Raw genomic sequence first — 15,725 nt, forward strand, 5'->3', positions numbered from 1 at the left:
ACTCGTACTGAACTGGTGAGCGGCCTCGCTGATGATGGCTGAATATCGCGCATATCCCGACAAATGTGCCTAAAGCCGCCGTTGTGGGGCAGCGCCCGCTGATGTACCAGCCCGGATTGTCAATAATGTTGCTAGTCAGAGCTCTGACCCCGGTTGTGCAAGAGCTCTGACCCCGGTTGTGCAAGTTTTGGGGTTCGGTAGCGCTGCGCAGCGTTTTGCTTGCGCTGTTAGAATCACCATCTTTCGGGCAAGGCCCACCATTTACTCTCAAGGAATACATATGATCAAAGTTAGCATCGTCGGCGGTACGGGTTACACGGGCGTGGAATTGCTGCGACTGCTGTCGGTCCACCCTGATGTGGAGCTGACCGCGATTACGTCGCGTAAGGAAGATGGCTTGCCCGTCGCTGATATGTTTCCTTCGCTGCGCGGCAAGGTGAACCTGGCGTTTTCGGCCCCGGACAAGGTCGATCTGACCAAGTGCGACGTGGTCTTTTTCGCCACCCCGCACGGCGTGGCCATGGCCCAGGCTCCGGCACTGCTGGCCGCCGGCGTCAAGGTCATCGACCTGGCCGCCGATTTCCGCCTGAAAGACCAGGCAACCTTCGAGCAGTGGTACAAGATTCCACACACTTGCCCGGACCTGCTGGAAGAGGCCGTCTACGGCTTGCCGGAACTGAACCGCGAAGCGGTCAAGAACGCGCGCCTGATCGCCAATCCGGGTTGCTATCCGACCACCATGCAGCTGGGTTTCGTGCCGCTGCTCAAGGCGAACCTGATCGATGCCAGCGCCCTGATCGCGGATGCGAAGTCGGGCGTGTCGGGCGCCGGCCGCAAGGCGGAAATCGGCACCCTGTTCTCCGAGTCGAGCGATAATTTCAAGGCTTACGGCGTGTCCGGCCATCGCCATACGCCGGAAACCGTGGCCCAGCTGCAGCGTTTTACCGGCCTGCCGGTCAACCTGATCTTCACGCCGCACCTGGTGCCGATGATCCGCGGGATGCATTCGACCCTGTACGCACGCTTGACCACCGATATCAGCAACGAGGAGCTGCAGGAGCTGTTCGAGAGCACCTACAAGGACGCGGCTTTCGTCGACGTCATGCCGTTCGGCTCGCATCCGGAAACCCGTTCGACCCGCGGCTCGAACATGCTGCGCCTGGCGCTGCATCGTCCGAACAACGGCAATACCCTGGTGATCCTGGTGGTCCAGGATAATCTGGTCAAGGGCGCCTCCGGCCAGGCGATCCAGTGCATGAACCTGATGTTCGGCCTGCATGAAACCCTGGGCTTGCAACAGGTCGCGCTGCTGCCGTAAGGCATGACAATGGCGGGAAGTGCAGCCGCTTCCCGCAATATTAAATTTCAGTTAAACTTTCAATTTAGCCAAGTAGTCTTTATGATGGGTGGTATTTACCCACCATCGAAAGACTCTCATGCGCTTCGTCCGCTCCCTGTTGTCCGCCCTCATGCTCGGCATCTTCGCCGCGCCCGCGCTTGCCGCCCCCTCCTACACAGTCACGACGCTCAATACCGGCCAGTACGATCAATGGCGCCTGATCGACAACGCCGGCACCCTGTACGGTTCTTCAAACTGGCGTACGGCATTTCATGCCGGCGGCAGCACCACGGTGGTGCATGTCAGCACGAGTCCGTTTCCCACCGGTGGGATCACGGCCATCAGCAATGCCGGCCATATGGCCAGCTACGAATACTGGACCACCATTGGCGACATCGTCAACGCCCGTGGCTACCTGACGGTCAACGGCGTTACCACGGACCTCGGTTCGTTCGGCCCTGATAGCTACGGCGGGGACACGTTCACCCATGGCGTCAACAATGCCGGCACGGTGGTGGGCAGTTCAAGCACCAATCTGCGCCTGCCGGGAGGCGATCCGCATTATCCGCGCTTCGCCAGCCATGCTTATGTGTACAGCGACAATAAAATGAAGGACCTGGGCACGCTGGGAGGCATCCACAGCAGCGCCTCGGGCATCAATGCCGCCGGGACCATCGTGGGCACCGCTGAAAACGCCAACCGCCAGGATCGCGCCTTCATCTACCAGAACGGCCGCATGACCGACCTGGGCGGATTCAGTGGCGGCAGCAGTCTGGCAAGCGGCATCAATGATGCCGGCCTGATCATCGGACAGTCCGCACGCGACAATAACGGCTATGTGAAGTCGGCCTTTGTGTATGCGAATGGCGCGATGACCGATCTGGGCTGGGGTGCGCAACGCAGTTCGAATGCCGTCGATATCAATGAGCTGGGCCAGATCATCGGCTACGGCGCCGACGCGAACGGCCAGGAGCGTGGCTTCATCTATCAGAACGGCCAGCTGCTGCAGCTCGACAAGGCCGTCGACCCGCTGGACAACTGGATTATCAAAACCACTTACAGCATCAATGATAATGGCCTGATCCTGGCCGATGCGTGCAAGCTCGATGTCTGCGGCACGGTGCTGCTGAGCCCCGTTCCGGAGCCGGAAACCTTTGCAATGTTGCTGGCCGGACTAGGTTTGCTCGGTTTTTGCGCGCGCCGCCGCTCCCGCACCGTAGCGAACGCAAAGCAATAGCTTGAATTCGCGCCGGATGGCCGCATTGTAGGTACAGTAGGACAGCACAGCCCCGGCACGCGCCGGGGTGTCTCATTTGACGGTCGCCGCCAGTGGTCTGTGAGCGTGACTCGTCCCAACAGTCTATAATGACGCATATCCGTTCCCAGTAGGAGTTCCAAATGAATGCAGTTGCTGAAATGCCAGAAGTGATGCCGGCACCGATCGTGTTTACCGATAGCGCCGCGCAAAAGGTTGCACAGCTGATCGAGGAAGAGGGCAATCCCGACCTCAAACTGCGCGTCTTCGTGCAGGGCGGCGGCTGCTCGGGCTTCCAGTACGGCTTCACCTTCGACGAAATCGTCAACGAAGATGACACCACCATGGTCAAGAATGGCGTGCAACTGCTGATCGATTCGATGAGCTACCAATACCTGGTCGGCGCGGAAATCGATTATAAAGATGATCTCGAAGGTGCCCAGTTCGTCATCAAGAATCCAACCGCTACCTCGACCTGCGGTTGCGGTTCGTCGTTCTCGGTATAAGCCAGTCCGGCCCAGGCCGCTCCAAGGCGGCCTGCCAGCCTAAGCAGGATAGAGGGCGCCCAGAATCCTGGGTCCCTTTGCCCCCGTCACCGACGGCAAATTGCCCGCTTCGCGCCTTGTGAAGCGGTAGCCCAGCCACGCGAACGCCAGCGCTTCGACGTGATTCGGGGCCACGCCCAGGGCGTCGGTTGATTCCACTCTTGTCTTGCCACCCAGCGCTTGCGCCAGTTCGCGCAACAGCGTGCCGTTGTACGCCCCGCCGCCGCACACATACACCGCCTCCACCTCACTGGCCTGCTGATGAATCGCGCGCGCGATGCTCAGGGCGGTCAGCGTGGTCAGGGTCGCCTGTACGTCCGCCGCCGGCATGCTCGGCGCCTGCGCCAGCCGCTGCGCCAGCCAGTCGGCATGGAACAGGTCGCGCCCCGTGCTTTTTGGTGCGGCCAGGCGGAAATAGGGTTCGTCGAGCAAGATGCCGAGCAGGGTCGGATCGACTCGACCGCCGGCGGCCCAGGCGCCGTCGGCGTCATACGCCTTGCCCTGGTGCATGCCGATCCAGTGATCCATCAGCACATTGCCGGGACCGGTATCGAAGCCGCTCACCTTGCCGTCGGCATGCAGCACGCTGATGTTGGCGATGCCGCCGATATTGATCACCACGCGGGTCTGGCCGGCCTGGCCGAAGCACGCCTGGTGGAAGGCCGGCACCAGCGGCGCGCCCTGGCCGCCGGCAGCCACGTCGCGCGCGCGGAAGTCGGCGATGACGTCGATGCCGGTCAGTTCGGCCAGGAGGGCAGGGTGGTTGAGCTGGCGCGTGTAGCCGAGCTCGGGCCGGTGGCGTACCGTCTGCCCATGCGCGGCCAGCGCTTGCACGGGGCCGGGCGCCCCCGGCAGCAGGGCTGCCACGCACTCGGCGTAGCAGCCGGTCAGGTGGGCGGCGGCCAGCGCTTCGCGCGCGATTTCGTTGTCGCCGCTGCTTTGCAGGGCCATCAGGTCGGCGCGCAACGCGTCGGGGAAGGGGACGAAGGCCGCTTGCAGGGTGCGGATGGCGCCGCCGGCAAAGTCGGCCAGCACGCCGTCGACCCCATCCATGCTGGTGCCGGACATCAAGCCGATGTACAGCGTCGAAGGTGTGGTCATGTCTGTTCCAATCAAAACAGCGGGCGAAAAAAAAGGGCAGGAGCCGGGTCGATGATCCGGTTCCTGCCCGTGTCGGTGCGCTGACCTTTTAGCGCGCCATGTTCGAGCCGGTCGTCGGACGCAGCAGGGCGAAGCGGTGCGACATGTCGGCCGCGGCGATCTGGAAGCGGGCCCGCTCGGCCGGCGTCATCGGGGCCTGTGCCAGCACCTTGATCGACATCGGATCGACTGCATCGTTGTTGACGCGGAACTCGTAGTGCAGGTGAGCGCCGGTCGACCAGCCGGTCGAGCCGACGTAGCCGATCACATCACCCTGGCTGACCTTGCTGCCCTTGCGGATGCCTGGAGCGAAACGGCTCATGTGCGCATACGCGGTGGTGTAGTTGGCCCAGTGCTTGATGGTGACGAAGTTGCCGTAGCCGCCTTGCACGCCGGCGAAGTCGATCACGCCGTCGCCGGAAGCGCGGATGGGCGTACCCAGCGCGGCGGCGAAGTCGACGCCCTTGTGCGCTTTCCAGGCGCCGGAAATCGGATGCGAGCGCAGCGAGAAGCCCGACGAAATCCGCGAGAATTCCAGCGGCGACTTGAGGAAGGCTTTTTTCAGTGCCTTGCCGTCGAAGGTGTAGTAGCCGCCCTGCTTGCTGACCGGATCTTCGTACCAGACGGACTGGTAGGTCACGCCGCGGTTGACGAATTCGCCTGCCAGGATACGGCCGGCGCGCACCATTTCGCCATCTTGCCAGAACGTTTCGTAGACCACGTTGAAGCGGTCGCCGCGTTTCAGGTCGGAACGGAAGTCGATACTGGTGGAAAACATTTCGATGATCTGGGCGACGATGGCGTCGGGCAGTTTGCCGCCGTCGGTGGTGGCGTCGGTCGCCGAGTAGAGGGAGTTGGTGATTTCGCGGGCGCGCATTTCAACCCGGCGTTCCAGCAAGGCTGGCGTTTCCTCGGCAGTGAACTTGCCGCCCTCGCGGGTGATCGAAATCAGTTTGACCGGGTTGTCGCGGCCGTCGACGACGGTGGCGCGCAGCCATTGCAGTTCGCCGTTTTCGCCCGTCTGTGCCTGGACCCGCTTGCCGGTCTTGAGCTGCATGACGGCTTTGGCGACCTTGTCGGACTTGATGAAGTCGACGGCAGCGGCATCGTCCACGCCCAGACGCGTGAGCAGGGCGGCGAGCGTATCGCCCGGACGTACCTTCTCTTCGTGAATGAATTGCTGGTCGTCCTTTTGCAGCGCAGTGATCTGATCCGCCAGGTTCGGCAGCTCGAGATTTTGTGCGATCGATTTGACCGGCAGGTCCGACGCATCCGGAGCCAGGGGCGCTACGCCCGCGGCACCAAATGCGCACACTGTCAGGAAGATCGCGCCGGCGCTGATGATGCGCGCTTTTCGCGTTGTTCCTAGCAAGCCGGTCAAGCGTTTGCCTGTGAATTTGTTTGTAGGGTCCATGCAATCAGTTAAAATTTGCCGCTTGAACATTCGCGTTGAGCACTTAACTATTTCTTGTTATTGTTTTGTTTAGTTTTCATTGGGCAAGATTAATCGGATCGAGCAGTATATCAAACTTTTGAATCCACCCAACAATTTCGACACTTTGCTACAGATTTATTACACATACCTATGACCACTCCTGCCACCTCCAAGCCTGCCGCCCCTGCGCAAGGTACTCCCCCATTGCCGCTGACGGACACCGTGCTGGAAGCGCTGGCCATCACCAAACGCGGCGTCGACGAGCTGCTGATCGAGAGCGAGTTCGCGCAAAAGCTGGCCCGCTCCGAAAAAAGCGGCACGCCGCTGCGCATCAAGCTCGGCCTCGACCCCACCGCGCCCGACCTGCACCTGGGCCACACCGTGGTGCTGAACAAGATGCGCCAGTTGCAAGACCTGGGCCACCAGGTGATCTTCCTGATCGGCGACTTCACTTCCATGATCGGCGATCCGTCTGGCCGTAACGTCACGCGCCCGCCGCTGACCAAGGAGCAGATTGAAGTCAATGCGATGACCTACTTCAAGCAGGCGTCGCTGGTGCTGGACCCGTCGCGCACGGAAATTCGCTACAACTCCGAGTGGTGCGACCCGCTCGGCGCGCGCGGCATGATCCAGTTGTCCTCGCGCTACACGGTGGCGCGCATGATGGAACGCGACGACTTCACCAAACGCTTCAAGAGTGGGACACCAATATCGATCCACGAGTTCCTTTATCCTTTGATGCAGGGGTACGATTCTGTCGCTTTGAAGGCCGATCTTGAGCTGGGCGGCACCGATCAGAAGTTCAACTTGCTGGTCGGACGCGAGCTGCAGAAGGATTATGGCCAGGAACAGCAGTGCATCCTGACCATGCCGCTGCTCGAAGGGCTCGATGGCGTGGACAAGATGTCCAAGTCCAAGAACAATTATATTGGCATAACGGAACCCGCCAACACGATGTTCGCCAAGCTGATGAGCATTTCCGACGTGATGATGTGGCGTTATTTCGAGTTGCTGTCGTTCCGCTCAATCGCCGATATCGCCGCGCTCAAGGCCGAGATCGATGGCGGGCGCACTCCGCGCGATGCAAAAGTAGCTCTTGGGCAAGAAATCGTGACGCGTTTCCATTCGGCCCAGGCGGCGGACGATGCGCTGGCCGATTTCGTGAACCGGTCCGCCGGCGGCATTCCGGATGATGCGCCCGAAATGACCGTGGACGGCGCGCCGATGGGTATTGCCCATCTGCTCAAGAAAACCGGTTTGTGCGCGTCGACGTCGGAAGCGATGCGCATGGTCGAGCAGGGCGGCGTGCGCATCGACAGCGCCGTCGTCAGCGACAAGGCGCTCAAGATCGAGGCTGGCAGCTTTGTGCTGCAGGTCGGCCGCCGCAAGTTCGCGCGCGTGACCTTCACGGCATGATTGCCCTGTTGCAACGTGTCAGCCACGCCAGCGTGGTCGTCGATGGCGCCACCATCGGCGCCATCGATGCTGGCCTGCTGGTGCTGCTGTGCGCCGAAAAGGGCGACAGCGAGAAGGAAGCCGACGCCCTGTTGACCAAATTGCTGGGCTACCGGGTATTCGGCGACGAGGCCGGCAAGATGAACCGCAGCCTGGCCGACATACATGGCGGCCTGTTGCTGGTGCCTCAGTTCACCTTGGCAGCCGACACCAAATCGGGCACGCGGCCATCGTTCACGCCCGCCGCCAGCCCGCAGGATGGCTTGCGCCTGTTCGACCATGTGGTGCGCCAGGCCCGCGCGCGCCACGCTACGGTCGAGACCGGTCAGTTTTGCGCCGACATGAAAGTGTCGCTGACCAACGACGGTCCGGTCACTTTCTGGCTGCAAGTGCACCCAAAATGAAACCAAGCGGGCCGTTTGTGGTCAATATAATCAGTACAGGAGGTTGCGATGAGACTCTGGAGTGATTCCTTTACCGACGGCGGCCTGATTCCCGCCGAGTGCGCCTTTGCGGCGATCGACCCGGTCAAGCACGCGCGCCTGTCGACCAACCGCAACCCGCACTTCGCCTGGGATGATGTGCCTTCCGGCACGCAGTCGCTGATTCTGTTTTGCTACGATATCGACGCGCCCACCGTCGGCACCAATGTCAACAAGGAAGGCCTGTTCGTGCCGGAAGAGTTGCCGCGCGCCGATTTCTATCACTGGACCCTGGTCGATATCCCGGTCGCCATGCGCTCGATTGCCGAAGGCAAGTTCTCGGAACTGGTCACGCCGCACGGCAAACCCGGCCCGCTGGTGCCGTTCACCATCAAAAACGGCACCGAGCATCAATTGCGCCAGGGTGTAAACGATTACACGAGCTGGTTTGCGAGCGATCCGGACATGGCCGGCGAGTATTACGGCTACGATGGCCCTTGTCCGCCGTGGAACGACCTGCGCGTGCACACCTATTTATTCTGCGTCTACGCGCTCGACGTGCCGCGCCTGGCGCTCGAAGGCCGCTTCACCGGCCCGGAGGCGCGCCTGGCCATTCGCGGGCACATCCTCGACGAGGCGCAGATGTACGGCGTGTATTCGCTCAATCCCGACCTCGCGGCCACCCTGGTTCCTTAAAGAACGCAACTTTTTCAGTCCGGGCACGATGTGCCCGGCTTCCCCATGTCCCCGACCACGATCATCCTCATCCGCCACGGCGAAACCGCCTGGAACGCCGAACGCCGCCTCCAGGGCCATATCGACATCGCCCTCAACGACGAGGGCCTGCGCCAGGCCAGCGCGCTGGCCGAGGCATTGGAAGGCGAGCACATCGACCTGATCGTCTCCAGCGATCTGCAGCGTGCCGCCCAGACCGCCGACGCCGTGGCCCGGACGCGCAGCATGCCTGTCCAGCGCGACCCTTTGCTGCGCGAACGCTGCTTCGGCGGCTTTGAGGGCTTGCTGTACGCCGAGATCGAACAGCGCTTCCCGGTCGAATTTGCCGCCTGGCAGGCGCGCGAGATCGATGCACCGATGCCGTCCGGCGCACGGGTGGCCGAAACGTTCCGCCAGTTTTACCAGCGCGCCGTTGCCGCCATTATTCAATGGGGCCGGGCCCATCCCGGCCAGACACTGGCCTTGGTGGCCCACGGCGGCGTGCTCGAATGCGCCTACCGCGCCGCCCTCGGCCTGTCGCTGGAAACTCCGCGCGACTTTCCGGTGCTCAACGCCAGCATCAACCGCTTCCACCTGCTTGACGGCAAGCTGAGCCTGGTCAGCTGGGGCGAGGTCGGACACCTGCAGCCACGCGTGCTGGATGAACTCAATTGAGGCTTGTCAAGCGCACACGATCCCGTTTTTGTGGCCGTGCGGTGCTGTCAAATGAAAAATAGTGCTTATTAATTGAGCAGCACTTCAGGTAAAATAGAGGGTTCCCGCAAACTCTGAGCGTCCCGCCCGTGCAAATTGGTCCTTACTTGCTGCGCAATAATGTTTTCGTTGCTCCCATGGCGGGGGTGACGGATCGTCCTTTCCGACAACTGTGCAAGCAGCTGGGCGCCGGCTATGCCGTCTCCGAAATGGCCGCCTCGAACCCGCGGCTGTGGGCCACCGAAAAGAGTTCGCGCCGCACCGATCACGAAGGCGAAATGGAGCCGAAAGCGGTCCAGATCGCCGGTGCCGACCCGCAAGATCTGGCCGACTGCGCCAAGTTCAACGTGGACCGTGGCGCCCAGATCATCGATATCAATATGGGTTGCCCGGTCAAGAAGGTGTGCAACAGCTGGTGCGGTTCGGCCTTGCTGCAGCACGAAGACCTGGTGGAACAGATCCTCTACGCCGTGGTGCGGGCGGTGGACGTGCCGGTAACATTGAAATTTCGCACCGGCTGGAACCGCGAAAACAAGAATGCCCTGCGCATCGCCCGCATCGCCGAACAGGCCGGCATCCAGATGCTGACCCTGCACGGGCGCACCCGGGCCGACGGCTACAGCGGCGACGCCGAGTACGAGACCATTGCCGCGGTCAAGGCCTCGGTGGCCATTCCCGTGGTGGCCAACGGCGACATCACCACCCCCGAAAAGGCGAAACACGTGCTGGCCGTCACCGGGGCCGATGCGGTCATGATCGGGCGCGCGGCCCAGGGCCGGCCGTGGATTTGCCGCGAAGTCGACCATTACCTGCGCACCGGCCTGCATCTGCCCGCGCCGGTGGTGGAGGAAGTACGCGCGCTGATGAACGAACATTTGCAGGCCCACTACGCGTTTTACGGCGAGTTTTTGGGCGTGCGCACGGCGCGCAAGCACATCGGCTGGTATGTGCGCGACCTGATCGGCGGAGAAGAATTCCGCCAGCAAATGAACCTGCTGGAATCGACCGATGCGCAGTTGCGCGCCGTCGATGCCTTTTTTGAAACGCAACATGTTCATGGCGAACGGTTACAATACCGGCCCGCGGGCCTTGCTCAAGTGGCATTGGCAGCCTGACACGGCACAGCTAGCAATACGACATACTGGAACGACCGCTGCCTGCAGAGCCGCGGCGAAACATTTAATCCGCAGAAAAGCACCAACATAATATGAGCAAAGAAAGTATCCAGGAAGTTGTCCAGAAGAGTCTTGAAGAGTATTTCAACGACCTTGGCGAGCAGCAGGCATCGAACATCTACGATATGGTGGTCCTGACCGTCGAAAAACCGATCCTCGAGGTCGTCATGACGCGAGCGGAAGGCAACCAGTCCCATGCGGCCCAGATGCTGGGCATCAACCGCAATACCTTGCGGAAGAAATTGCAGGAACACGGACTGCTGTAACTAGTCTTATTAGCACACACTGAGTGGCCGTGCTATCGAGCGCGAGCCCATCGCGCCCGAGGGGTGCGCCAGTGCAAACACCGAATACTCCACAACCAGGCCACTCACCATGATCAAACAAGCCCTCATTTCCGTTTCCGACAAGACCGGCGTGCTCGACTTTGCACGCGCGTTGTCCGCGCTCGGCGTCGGCATCCTGTCCACCGGCGGCACCGCCAAGCTGCTGGCCGATAACGGCGTGGCCGTCACCGAAGTGGCGGACTACACGGGCTTTCCTGAAATGCTCGATGGCCGGGTCAAGACCCTGCACCCGAAAGTGCACGGCGGCATCCTGGCACGCCGCGATTTTCCGGAGCACGTCGCCAAGCTGAGCGAGCACGACATTCCGACCATCGACATGGTGGTGGTCAACCTGTATCCGTTCCAGGCGACCGTGGCCAAGGACGATTGCTCGCTGGAAGACGCGATCGAAAACATCGATATCGGCGGCCCGACCATGCTGCGTTCGGCTGCCAAGAACCACAAGGATGTGATCGTCATCTGCGATCCGACCGACTACGCGCAAGTGCTGGCGGAAGTGACGGCCGGTGAAGTGCCTTACGACACCAAGTTCCGCCTGGCTAAAAAAGTGTTCGCTCACACCGCGCAATACGACGGCGCCATCACCAATTACCTGACCAGCCTGGGCGAAGACAAGGCCCACGCCACGCGCGCGGCGTATCCGCAAACGCTGAACATGACGTTCGAAAAAGTGCAGGACATGCGCTACGGCGAAAACCCGCACCAGTCGGCCGCGTTTTACCGCGATCTGGCGCCGGCTGCCGGTTCGCTGTCCGCCTACAAGCAATTGCAGGGCAAGGAACTGTCGTACAACAATATCGCCGACGCCGATGCGGCGTGGGAATGCGTCAAGTCGCTGGGTGGCCTGGGCCAGCCGGCCGGCTGCGTGATCGTCAAGCACGCCAATCCGTGCGGCGTGGCAATCGGCACCGATGCGCTCGACGCCTACAGCCGCGCGCTGCAGACCGACCCGACGTCGGCGTTCGGCGGCATCATCGCGCTTAACACCGAGCTGGACGGCAAGACCGCCGAAGCCATCGCCAAGCTGTTCGTGGAAGTCTTGATCGCGCCATCGTTCTCCGCCGAAGCACGCGCCATCATGGCGGCCAAGCAGAACGTGCGTCTGCTGGAAATTCCGCTGGGCGCGGCCAACAATCCGTTCGACGTCAAGCGCGTCGGCGGCGGCCTGCTGGTGCAGTCGCCGGATGCAAAGAATGTCGGCCTGGAAGAACTGCGCGTGGTTACCAAGAAGCAGCCGACCCAGCAGCAGTTGCAGGACATGATGTTCGCCTGGCGCGTGGCCAAGTTCGTTAAGTCGAACGCCATCGTCTTCTGCGCCAACGGCATGACCCTGGGCGTGGGCGCCGGCCAGATGAGCCGTATCGACTCGGCCCGCATCGCCTCGATCAAGGCCCAAAACGCCGGCCTGACCCTGGCCGGTTCGGCCGTGGCGTCGGATGCCTTCTTCCCGTTCCGCGACGGCCTCGACGTGGTGGTCGATGCGGGCGCGACCTGCGTAATCCAGCCGGGCGGTTCGATGCGCGACCAGGAAGTGATCGATGCCGCCGACGAGCGCGGCGTGGTGATGCTGTACACCGGCGCGCGCCATTTCCGTCATTAATTTCGACGGCTTGCGCAAGTTTGGTATACCGAAGTTTCTCCGGCGGTATACCATTCGTCCATGATTATTCTTGGCATTGACCCTGGCCTGCGCACCACAGGCTTCGGGCTTATCGAAAAGCAGGGCAACAAACTGCGCTACATCGCTTCCGGCACCATCAAGACGGTGTCCGAAGGCGAGCTCCCCGGCCGTCTCAAGGTGATCCTGCACGGGATCGCCGAGATCGTCCGCACCTACCAGCCCGATTGCGCGGCGGTGGAAAAAGTCTTCGTCAACGTCAATCCCCAATCGACCTTGCTGCTCGGGCAAGCGCGCGGCGCCGCCATCACGGCGCTCGTGGGTGCGGACCTGTCGGTGGCCGAGTACACGGCGCTGCAAGTCAAGCAGGCCGTCACCGGCCACGGCAAGGCGGCCAAGGAACAGGTGCAGGAAATGGTGGCGCGCCTGCTGGTGCTGCCCGGCCTGCCCGGGACCGATGCCGCCGATGCGCTCGGCGTGGCCATCTGCCACGCCAACAGTGTCGACGCGCTGGCGCTGATCGGCGCGCTGGCGCCCTCGCTTTCCGGCCTGCGCATGAAGCGCGGCCGTCTCGTTTAACCTTGTTTTAAGGTCTACCCCATGATCGGACGTATTTCCGGAACGCTGCTCGAAAAAAATCCGCCGCAGTTGCTTATCGATTGCCACGGTGTCGGCTATGAAGTCGATGTGCCGATGAGTACCTATTACGATTTGCCGGCACTCGGCGCGCAAGTCACCCTGTTCACGCACCAGGCGATCCGTGAAGATGCGCATTTGCTGTTTGGCTTCGGCAACGCGGCAGAGCGCGCGGTGTTCCGCCAGTTGATCAAGATCACCGGCGTGGGTGCGCGCACGGCGCTGTCGATCCTGTCGGGCATGACGGTGAACGACCTGGCGCAGGCCGTGACCTTGCAGGAAGCGGGGCGCCTGGTGAAGGTGCCCGGCATCGGCAAGAAGACGGCCGAGCGGCTGCTGCTGGAACTGAAGGGCAAGCTCGGCGCCGACCTCGGCTCGGTGGGCGGCGTGGTGCAGCATGATGCGCAATCGGACATCCTGAACGCGCTGCTGGCGTTGGGGTATTCTGACAAGGAGGCCACGGCCGCGCTGAGGAATATGCCGGCCGGCAGCACCGTCTCGGACGGCATCAAGTTCGCGCTCAAGGCGCTGTCCAAGGGCTGACGCTAACATTTACACGAAAGTTCATCCATGAGTATCCAGACCGACGACTTCAGCGAGCAGCGCATCATCGCGCCCACGCCCGCGTCGCCCAACGAAGAGGCGATCGAACGCGCGCTGCGGCCCAAGCAGCTCGACGAATACGTCGGCCAGGAGAAGATCCGCGGCCAGCTCGAGATTTTCATTTCGGCCGCGCGCAAGCGGCGCGAAGCGCTCGACCACACCTTGCTGTTCGGGCCGCCGGGGCTGGGCAAGACCACCTTGGCGCACATCATCGCGCGTGAGATGGGCGTGAACCTGCGCCAGACTTCCGGGCCGGTGCTGGAGCGCCCGGGCGATCTGGCCGCCATCCTGACCAATCTCGAAGCGAACGATGTGCTGTTCATCGACGAGATTCACCGCCTGTCGCCGGTGGTGGAAGAGATTCTGTATCCGGCGCTGGAAGACTACCAGATCGACATCATGATCGGCGAAGGGCCGGCGGCGCGCTCGGTCAAGCTGGACCTGCAACCGTTCACCTTGGTGGGCGCGACCACGCGCGCCGGCATGCTGACCAATCCGCTGCGCGACCGGTTCGGCATCGTGGCGCGGCTGGAGTTCTATAACACGGCGGAACTGACGCGGATTGTGACGCGCAGCGCGTCGCTGCTGAACGCGCCCATCGTCGAAGAAGGCGCGCGCGAAATCGCCCTGCGCGCGCGCGGCACGCCACGTATCGCCAACCGCCTGCTGCGGCGCGTGCGCGATTATGCGGAGGTGAAGGGTACCGGTGAAATTACCAAGGCCATGGCCGATGCTGCGCTGGTGATGCTCGACGTCGACTCGGTCGGCTTCGACGTCATGGACCGCAAGCTGCTCGAAGCGGTGCTGTTCAAGTTCGGCGGCGGGCCGGTCGGCATCGGCAATCTGGCGGCGGCCATCGGTGAGGAAAGCGATACGATTGAAGATGTGCTCGAACCCTATCTGATCCAGCAGGGCTATTTGCAGCGCACCCCGCGCGGACGCATCGCCACGCCGCTGGCGTACCAGCACTTCGGCCTTGCCGCGCCGCGCACCAGCCCGACGGGCGACCTGTGGGATAACCTGGGGGGCTGAACCAGGCGGGTTACGTGCGTCGGCGGCCGTCTCTTCTGGGCGGGATATGGGTGGAATCTTCGCGGTTGCGCTGGCGTCGCTTGTTCCACCCGTCGCAGCAGTGGACGCCGTCGCCGCAGCCGGTGAGACAATCGCACGCCTTTCCGGCGGTCAACGGCGACGGATCGCAATCGCACGGCAGGTCGCACTCGCCTGCCTGATTCGGCCTGGCCAGGAGGCGTGCCATGGCGGGCTGCTCCACCGTGGGCTGGTAGCGGCGGTAGGCGATCCCGCATTTTCGCAGGCGCCCGTTCAGGATCGCCAAGCCATCCCACAAACCGAAGCGGCGGATGGCGCGTGCGCCAAGATGCGAGCAGCTGGCATTGCCCGTGTAGGCGCAATAGGCGCAGCGGAAACCCTTGTACGGCGACAGGTGGCGCTGGTAGAACCCGATTGCCGATAGCGCGAGTGTTTTCATCATGGTGCGGTATCACCGTCTCTTGCAACGGCGCCTATTTGATTGCCAAAAAGAACATTTCGCACGAGTATGGTTGCTTGACTCTTCCAGAACAAGCAGCTATTTACGAGGTTTTGCTACCGTAAACTAGGAGAGACATCTGCAAGCAACAACCGGCACCGATCACGTCAGATATTCCGCTGCGTCAAATTCGCGCCACGTATGACGACGCCACCATCCGCGTCTACCAGGCGTATTCCGATTCGATCGCCGATGGGGCATTGTCTGCGGGCACCTTCGTTTCGCCGCTGGCGCACGAGATTCATGCGCTAGTGCAAGCGGGACAGGTCGATGACGCGCGTGCCAGGCTGCCCGTGGAGCGTGTGGTCCGTCGCGCACTGGGCTCAGCCTCTGCACGCAACCAAACTTAACAGGGCTCCACTTGGATACCGTGAAATTGGCTAGCTTCTTCTTCATCACTTCGCTGGCGGAAATTGTCGACTGCTACTTGTCTTGGCTGGTAATTAAACAGGACACGAGCGCCTTCCTGCTGGTGCCAGTGCCACTTTCCCTGTCGCTGTTCGCGTGGCTGCTGACTCTCCATCCCGCAGCGGCCGGCCGAACCTATGCGGCCTACGGCGCGGCGTTTATTGCGTTGCACTGTTGTGGCTGCAAATTGTCGATGGAGTGGCGCTGAGTCGTTTTGATTACGCTGGCGCCGCGCTGGCGCTGGGGGGGATGGCGGTGATCGCCTTGCAGCAATCGCAATGATAGGGGCTCCTCGTGGGGAGAACAGCACGATCACAGCCACTAGCCTGCGCCGCCATGCGGAGCGCGGGAAGACGCGACCCGAGAACGG

Annotated in this window: 17 protein-coding genes and 1 pseudogene; 15 read left to right on the plus strand and 3 right to left on the minus strand. The window is 62.1% G+C overall.

The window, feature by feature from the left end; all coding sequences use genetic code 11:
- Positions 1 to 280: 280 nt before the first annotated feature.
- From argC to erpA, 3 genes are all read left to right on the plus strand, one after another.
- Complete coding sequence (argC, locus tag CR152_RS07095) at positions 281 to 1,318, plus strand: N-acetyl-gamma-glutamyl-phosphate reductase (RefSeq protein ID WP_099874283.1); 1,038 nt, start codon at positions 281 to 283, stop codon at positions 1,316 to 1,318.
- Positions 1,319 to 1,436: 118 nt separating this feature from the next.
- Positions 1,437 to 2,576: a PEP-CTERM sorting domain-containing protein gene (locus CR152_RS07100; protein ID WP_099874284.1), complete on the plus strand. Its 1,140-nt coding sequence runs from the start codon at positions 1,437 to 1,439 to the stop codon at positions 2,574 to 2,576.
- 161 nt (positions 2,577 to 2,737) lie between these two features.
- Positions 2,738 to 3,100 carry an iron-sulfur cluster insertion protein ErpA gene (gene erpA, locus CR152_RS07105; RefSeq protein ID WP_054266294.1) on the plus strand — a complete coding sequence of 121 codons (363 nt, stop codon included), beginning with the start codon at positions 2,738 to 2,740 and terminating at the stop codon, positions 3,098 to 3,100.
- A 39-nt stretch (positions 3,101 to 3,139) separates the two neighbouring features.
- On the opposite strand, the gene CR152_RS07110 is transcribed toward erpA, so the two are convergent.
- A complete protein-coding gene (locus tag CR152_RS07110; RefSeq protein WP_099874285.1) occupies positions 3,140 to 4,240 on the minus strand; it encodes an anhydro-N-acetylmuramic acid kinase in 1,101 nt (366 codons plus the stop codon).
- Between the two features lie 88 nt (positions 4,241 to 4,328).
- Positions 4,329 to 5,693, minus strand: coding sequence for a M23 family metallopeptidase (locus CR152_RS07115; RefSeq protein ID WP_099874286.1), 1,365 nt, complete (start codon positions 5,691 to 5,693; stop codon positions 4,329 to 4,331).
- A gap of 171 nt (positions 5,694 to 5,864) precedes the next feature.
- On the opposite strand from CR152_RS07115, the gene tyrS reads away from it, so the two are divergent.
- The 10 genes from tyrS (at position 5,865) to ruvB (ending at position 14,430) form a co-directional block, all read left to right on the plus strand.
- Positions 5,865 to 7,130 carry a tyrosine--tRNA ligase gene (gene tyrS, locus CR152_RS07120; protein WP_099874287.1) on the plus strand — a complete coding sequence of 422 codons (1,266 nt, stop codon included), beginning with the start codon at positions 5,865 to 5,867 and terminating at the stop codon, positions 7,128 to 7,130.
- A complete protein-coding gene (dtd, locus tag CR152_RS07125) occupies positions 7,127 to 7,573 on the plus strand; it encodes a D-aminoacyl-tRNA deacylase (protein WP_099874288.1) in 447 nt (148 codons plus the stop codon). Before tyrS ends, dtd begins: the two co-directional genes overlap by 4 nt.
- Before the next feature lie 48 nt (positions 7,574 to 7,621).
- Positions 7,622 to 8,287, plus strand: a complete 666-nt coding sequence (locus tag CR152_RS07130) for a YbhB/YbcL family Raf kinase inhibitor-like protein (protein ID WP_099874289.1) — start codon at positions 7,622 to 7,624, stop codon at positions 8,285 to 8,287.
- Between the two features lie 45 nt (positions 8,288 to 8,332).
- A complete protein-coding gene (locus CR152_RS07135; protein ID WP_099874290.1) occupies positions 8,333 to 8,980 on the plus strand; it encodes a histidine phosphatase family protein in 648 nt (215 codons plus the stop codon).
- A 128-nt stretch (positions 8,981 to 9,108) separates the two neighbouring features.
- Complete coding sequence (gene dusB / locus CR152_RS07140) at positions 9,109 to 10,134, plus strand: tRNA dihydrouridine synthase DusB (RefSeq protein ID WP_099874291.1); 1,026 nt, start codon at positions 9,109 to 9,111, stop codon at positions 10,132 to 10,134.
- A gap of 92 nt (positions 10,135 to 10,226) precedes the next feature.
- A complete protein-coding gene (locus CR152_RS07145) occupies positions 10,227 to 10,460 on the plus strand; it encodes a helix-turn-helix domain-containing protein (RefSeq protein WP_054266301.1) in 234 nt (77 codons plus the stop codon).
- Between the two features lie 109 nt (positions 10,461 to 10,569).
- On the plus strand, positions 10,570 to 12,141 hold the full coding sequence (purH, locus tag CR152_RS07150) for a bifunctional phosphoribosylaminoimidazolecarboxamide formyltransferase/IMP cyclohydrolase (protein WP_099874292.1): 1,572 nt from the start codon (positions 10,570 to 10,572) through the stop codon (positions 12,139 to 12,141).
- A 60-nt stretch (positions 12,142 to 12,201) separates the two neighbouring features.
- Positions 12,202 to 12,738 carry a crossover junction endodeoxyribonuclease RuvC gene (gene ruvC, locus CR152_RS07155; protein ID WP_099874293.1) on the plus strand — a complete coding sequence of 179 codons (537 nt, stop codon included), beginning with the start codon at positions 12,202 to 12,204 and terminating at the stop codon, positions 12,736 to 12,738.
- A 21-nt stretch (positions 12,739 to 12,759) separates the two neighbouring features.
- The gene (gene ruvA, locus CR152_RS07160; RefSeq protein ID WP_099874294.1) at positions 12,760 to 13,338 is read left to right on the plus strand and encodes a Holliday junction branch migration protein RuvA; all 579 of its coding nucleotides are present in this window, start codon (positions 12,760 to 12,762) and stop codon (positions 13,336 to 13,338) included.
- A 27-nt stretch (positions 13,339 to 13,365) separates the two neighbouring features.
- The gene (gene ruvB / locus CR152_RS07165) at positions 13,366 to 14,430 is read left to right on the plus strand and encodes a Holliday junction branch migration DNA helicase RuvB (RefSeq protein ID WP_099874295.1); all 1,065 of its coding nucleotides are present in this window, start codon (positions 13,366 to 13,368) and stop codon (positions 14,428 to 14,430) included.
- A gap of 10 nt (positions 14,431 to 14,440) precedes the next feature.
- Here the strand turns inward: ruvB and yidD are convergent, their stop codons facing one another.
- The gene (gene yidD / locus CR152_RS07170; protein ID WP_208640086.1) at positions 14,441 to 14,890 is read right to left on the minus strand and encodes a membrane protein insertion efficiency factor YidD; all 450 of its coding nucleotides are present in this window, start codon (positions 14,888 to 14,890) and stop codon (positions 14,441 to 14,443) included.
- Positions 14,891 to 15,075: 185 nt separating this feature from the next.
- Here yidD and CR152_RS34040 point away from each other — a divergent pair, with 185 nt between their 5' ends.
- Positions 15,076 to 15,297 (plus strand): DUF4291 family protein, encoded by a 222-nt coding sequence (locus tag CR152_RS34040; RefSeq protein ID WP_267876256.1) that lies wholly within the window; start codon positions 15,076 to 15,078, stop codon positions 15,295 to 15,297.
- Between the two features lie 11 nt (positions 15,298 to 15,308).
- Positions 15,309 to 15,637: pseudogene (locus CR152_RS07180) on the plus strand (YnfA family protein).
- Positions 15,638 to 15,725 lie beyond the last annotated feature (88 nt).

Source organism: Massilia violaceinigra (assembly GCF_002752675.1).
Classification (GTDB): Bacteria; Pseudomonadota; Gammaproteobacteria; order Burkholderiales; family Burkholderiaceae_D; genus Telluria_A; species Telluria_A violaceinigra.

Coding starts and splice junctions, on each gene's coding strand:
- dtd (WP_099874288.1), top strand. CDS start 7,127: ATGATTGCCCTGTTGCAACGTGTCAGCCACGCCAGCGTGGTCGTCGAT.
- CR152_RS07115 (WP_099874286.1), bottom strand. CDS start 5,693: ATGGACCCTACAAACAAATTCACAGGCAAACGCTTGACCGGCTTGCTA.
- CR152_RS07100 (WP_099874284.1), top strand. CDS start 1,437: ATGCGCTTCGTCCGCTCCCTGTTGTCCGCCCTCATGCTCGGCATCTTC.
- yidD (WP_208640086.1), bottom strand. CDS start 14,890: ATGATGAAAACACTCGCGCTATCGGCAATCGGGTTCTACCAGCGCCAC.
- tyrS (WP_099874287.1), top strand. CDS start 5,865: ATGACCACTCCTGCCACCTCCAAGCCTGCCGCCCCTGCGCAAGGTACT.
- erpA (WP_054266294.1), top strand. CDS start 2,738: ATGAATGCAGTTGCTGAAATGCCAGAAGTGATGCCGGCACCGATCGTG.
- CR152_RS07110 (WP_099874285.1), bottom strand. CDS start 4,240: ATGACCACACCTTCGACGCTGTACATCGGCTTGATGTCCGGCACCAGC.
- ruvA (WP_099874294.1), top strand. CDS start 12,760: ATGATCGGACGTATTTCCGGAACGCTGCTCGAAAAAAATCCGCCGCAG.
- argC (WP_099874283.1), top strand. CDS start 281: ATGATCAAAGTTAGCATCGTCGGCGGTACGGGTTACACGGGCGTGGAA.
- CR152_RS07145 (WP_054266301.1), top strand. CDS start 10,227: ATGAGCAAAGAAAGTATCCAGGAAGTTGTCCAGAAGAGTCTTGAAGAG.
- purH (WP_099874292.1), top strand. CDS start 10,570: ATGATCAAACAAGCCCTCATTTCCGTTTCCGACAAGACCGGCGTGCTC.
- CR152_RS07130 (WP_099874289.1), top strand. CDS start 7,622: ATGAGACTCTGGAGTGATTCCTTTACCGACGGCGGCCTGATTCCCGCC.
- ruvB (WP_099874295.1), top strand. CDS start 13,366: ATGAGTATCCAGACCGACGACTTCAGCGAGCAGCGCATCATCGCGCCC.
- CR152_RS07135 (WP_099874290.1), top strand. CDS start 8,333: ATGTCCCCGACCACGATCATCCTCATCCGCCACGGCGAAACCGCCTGG.
- ruvC (WP_099874293.1), top strand. CDS start 12,202: ATGATTATTCTTGGCATTGACCCTGGCCTGCGCACCACAGGCTTCGGG.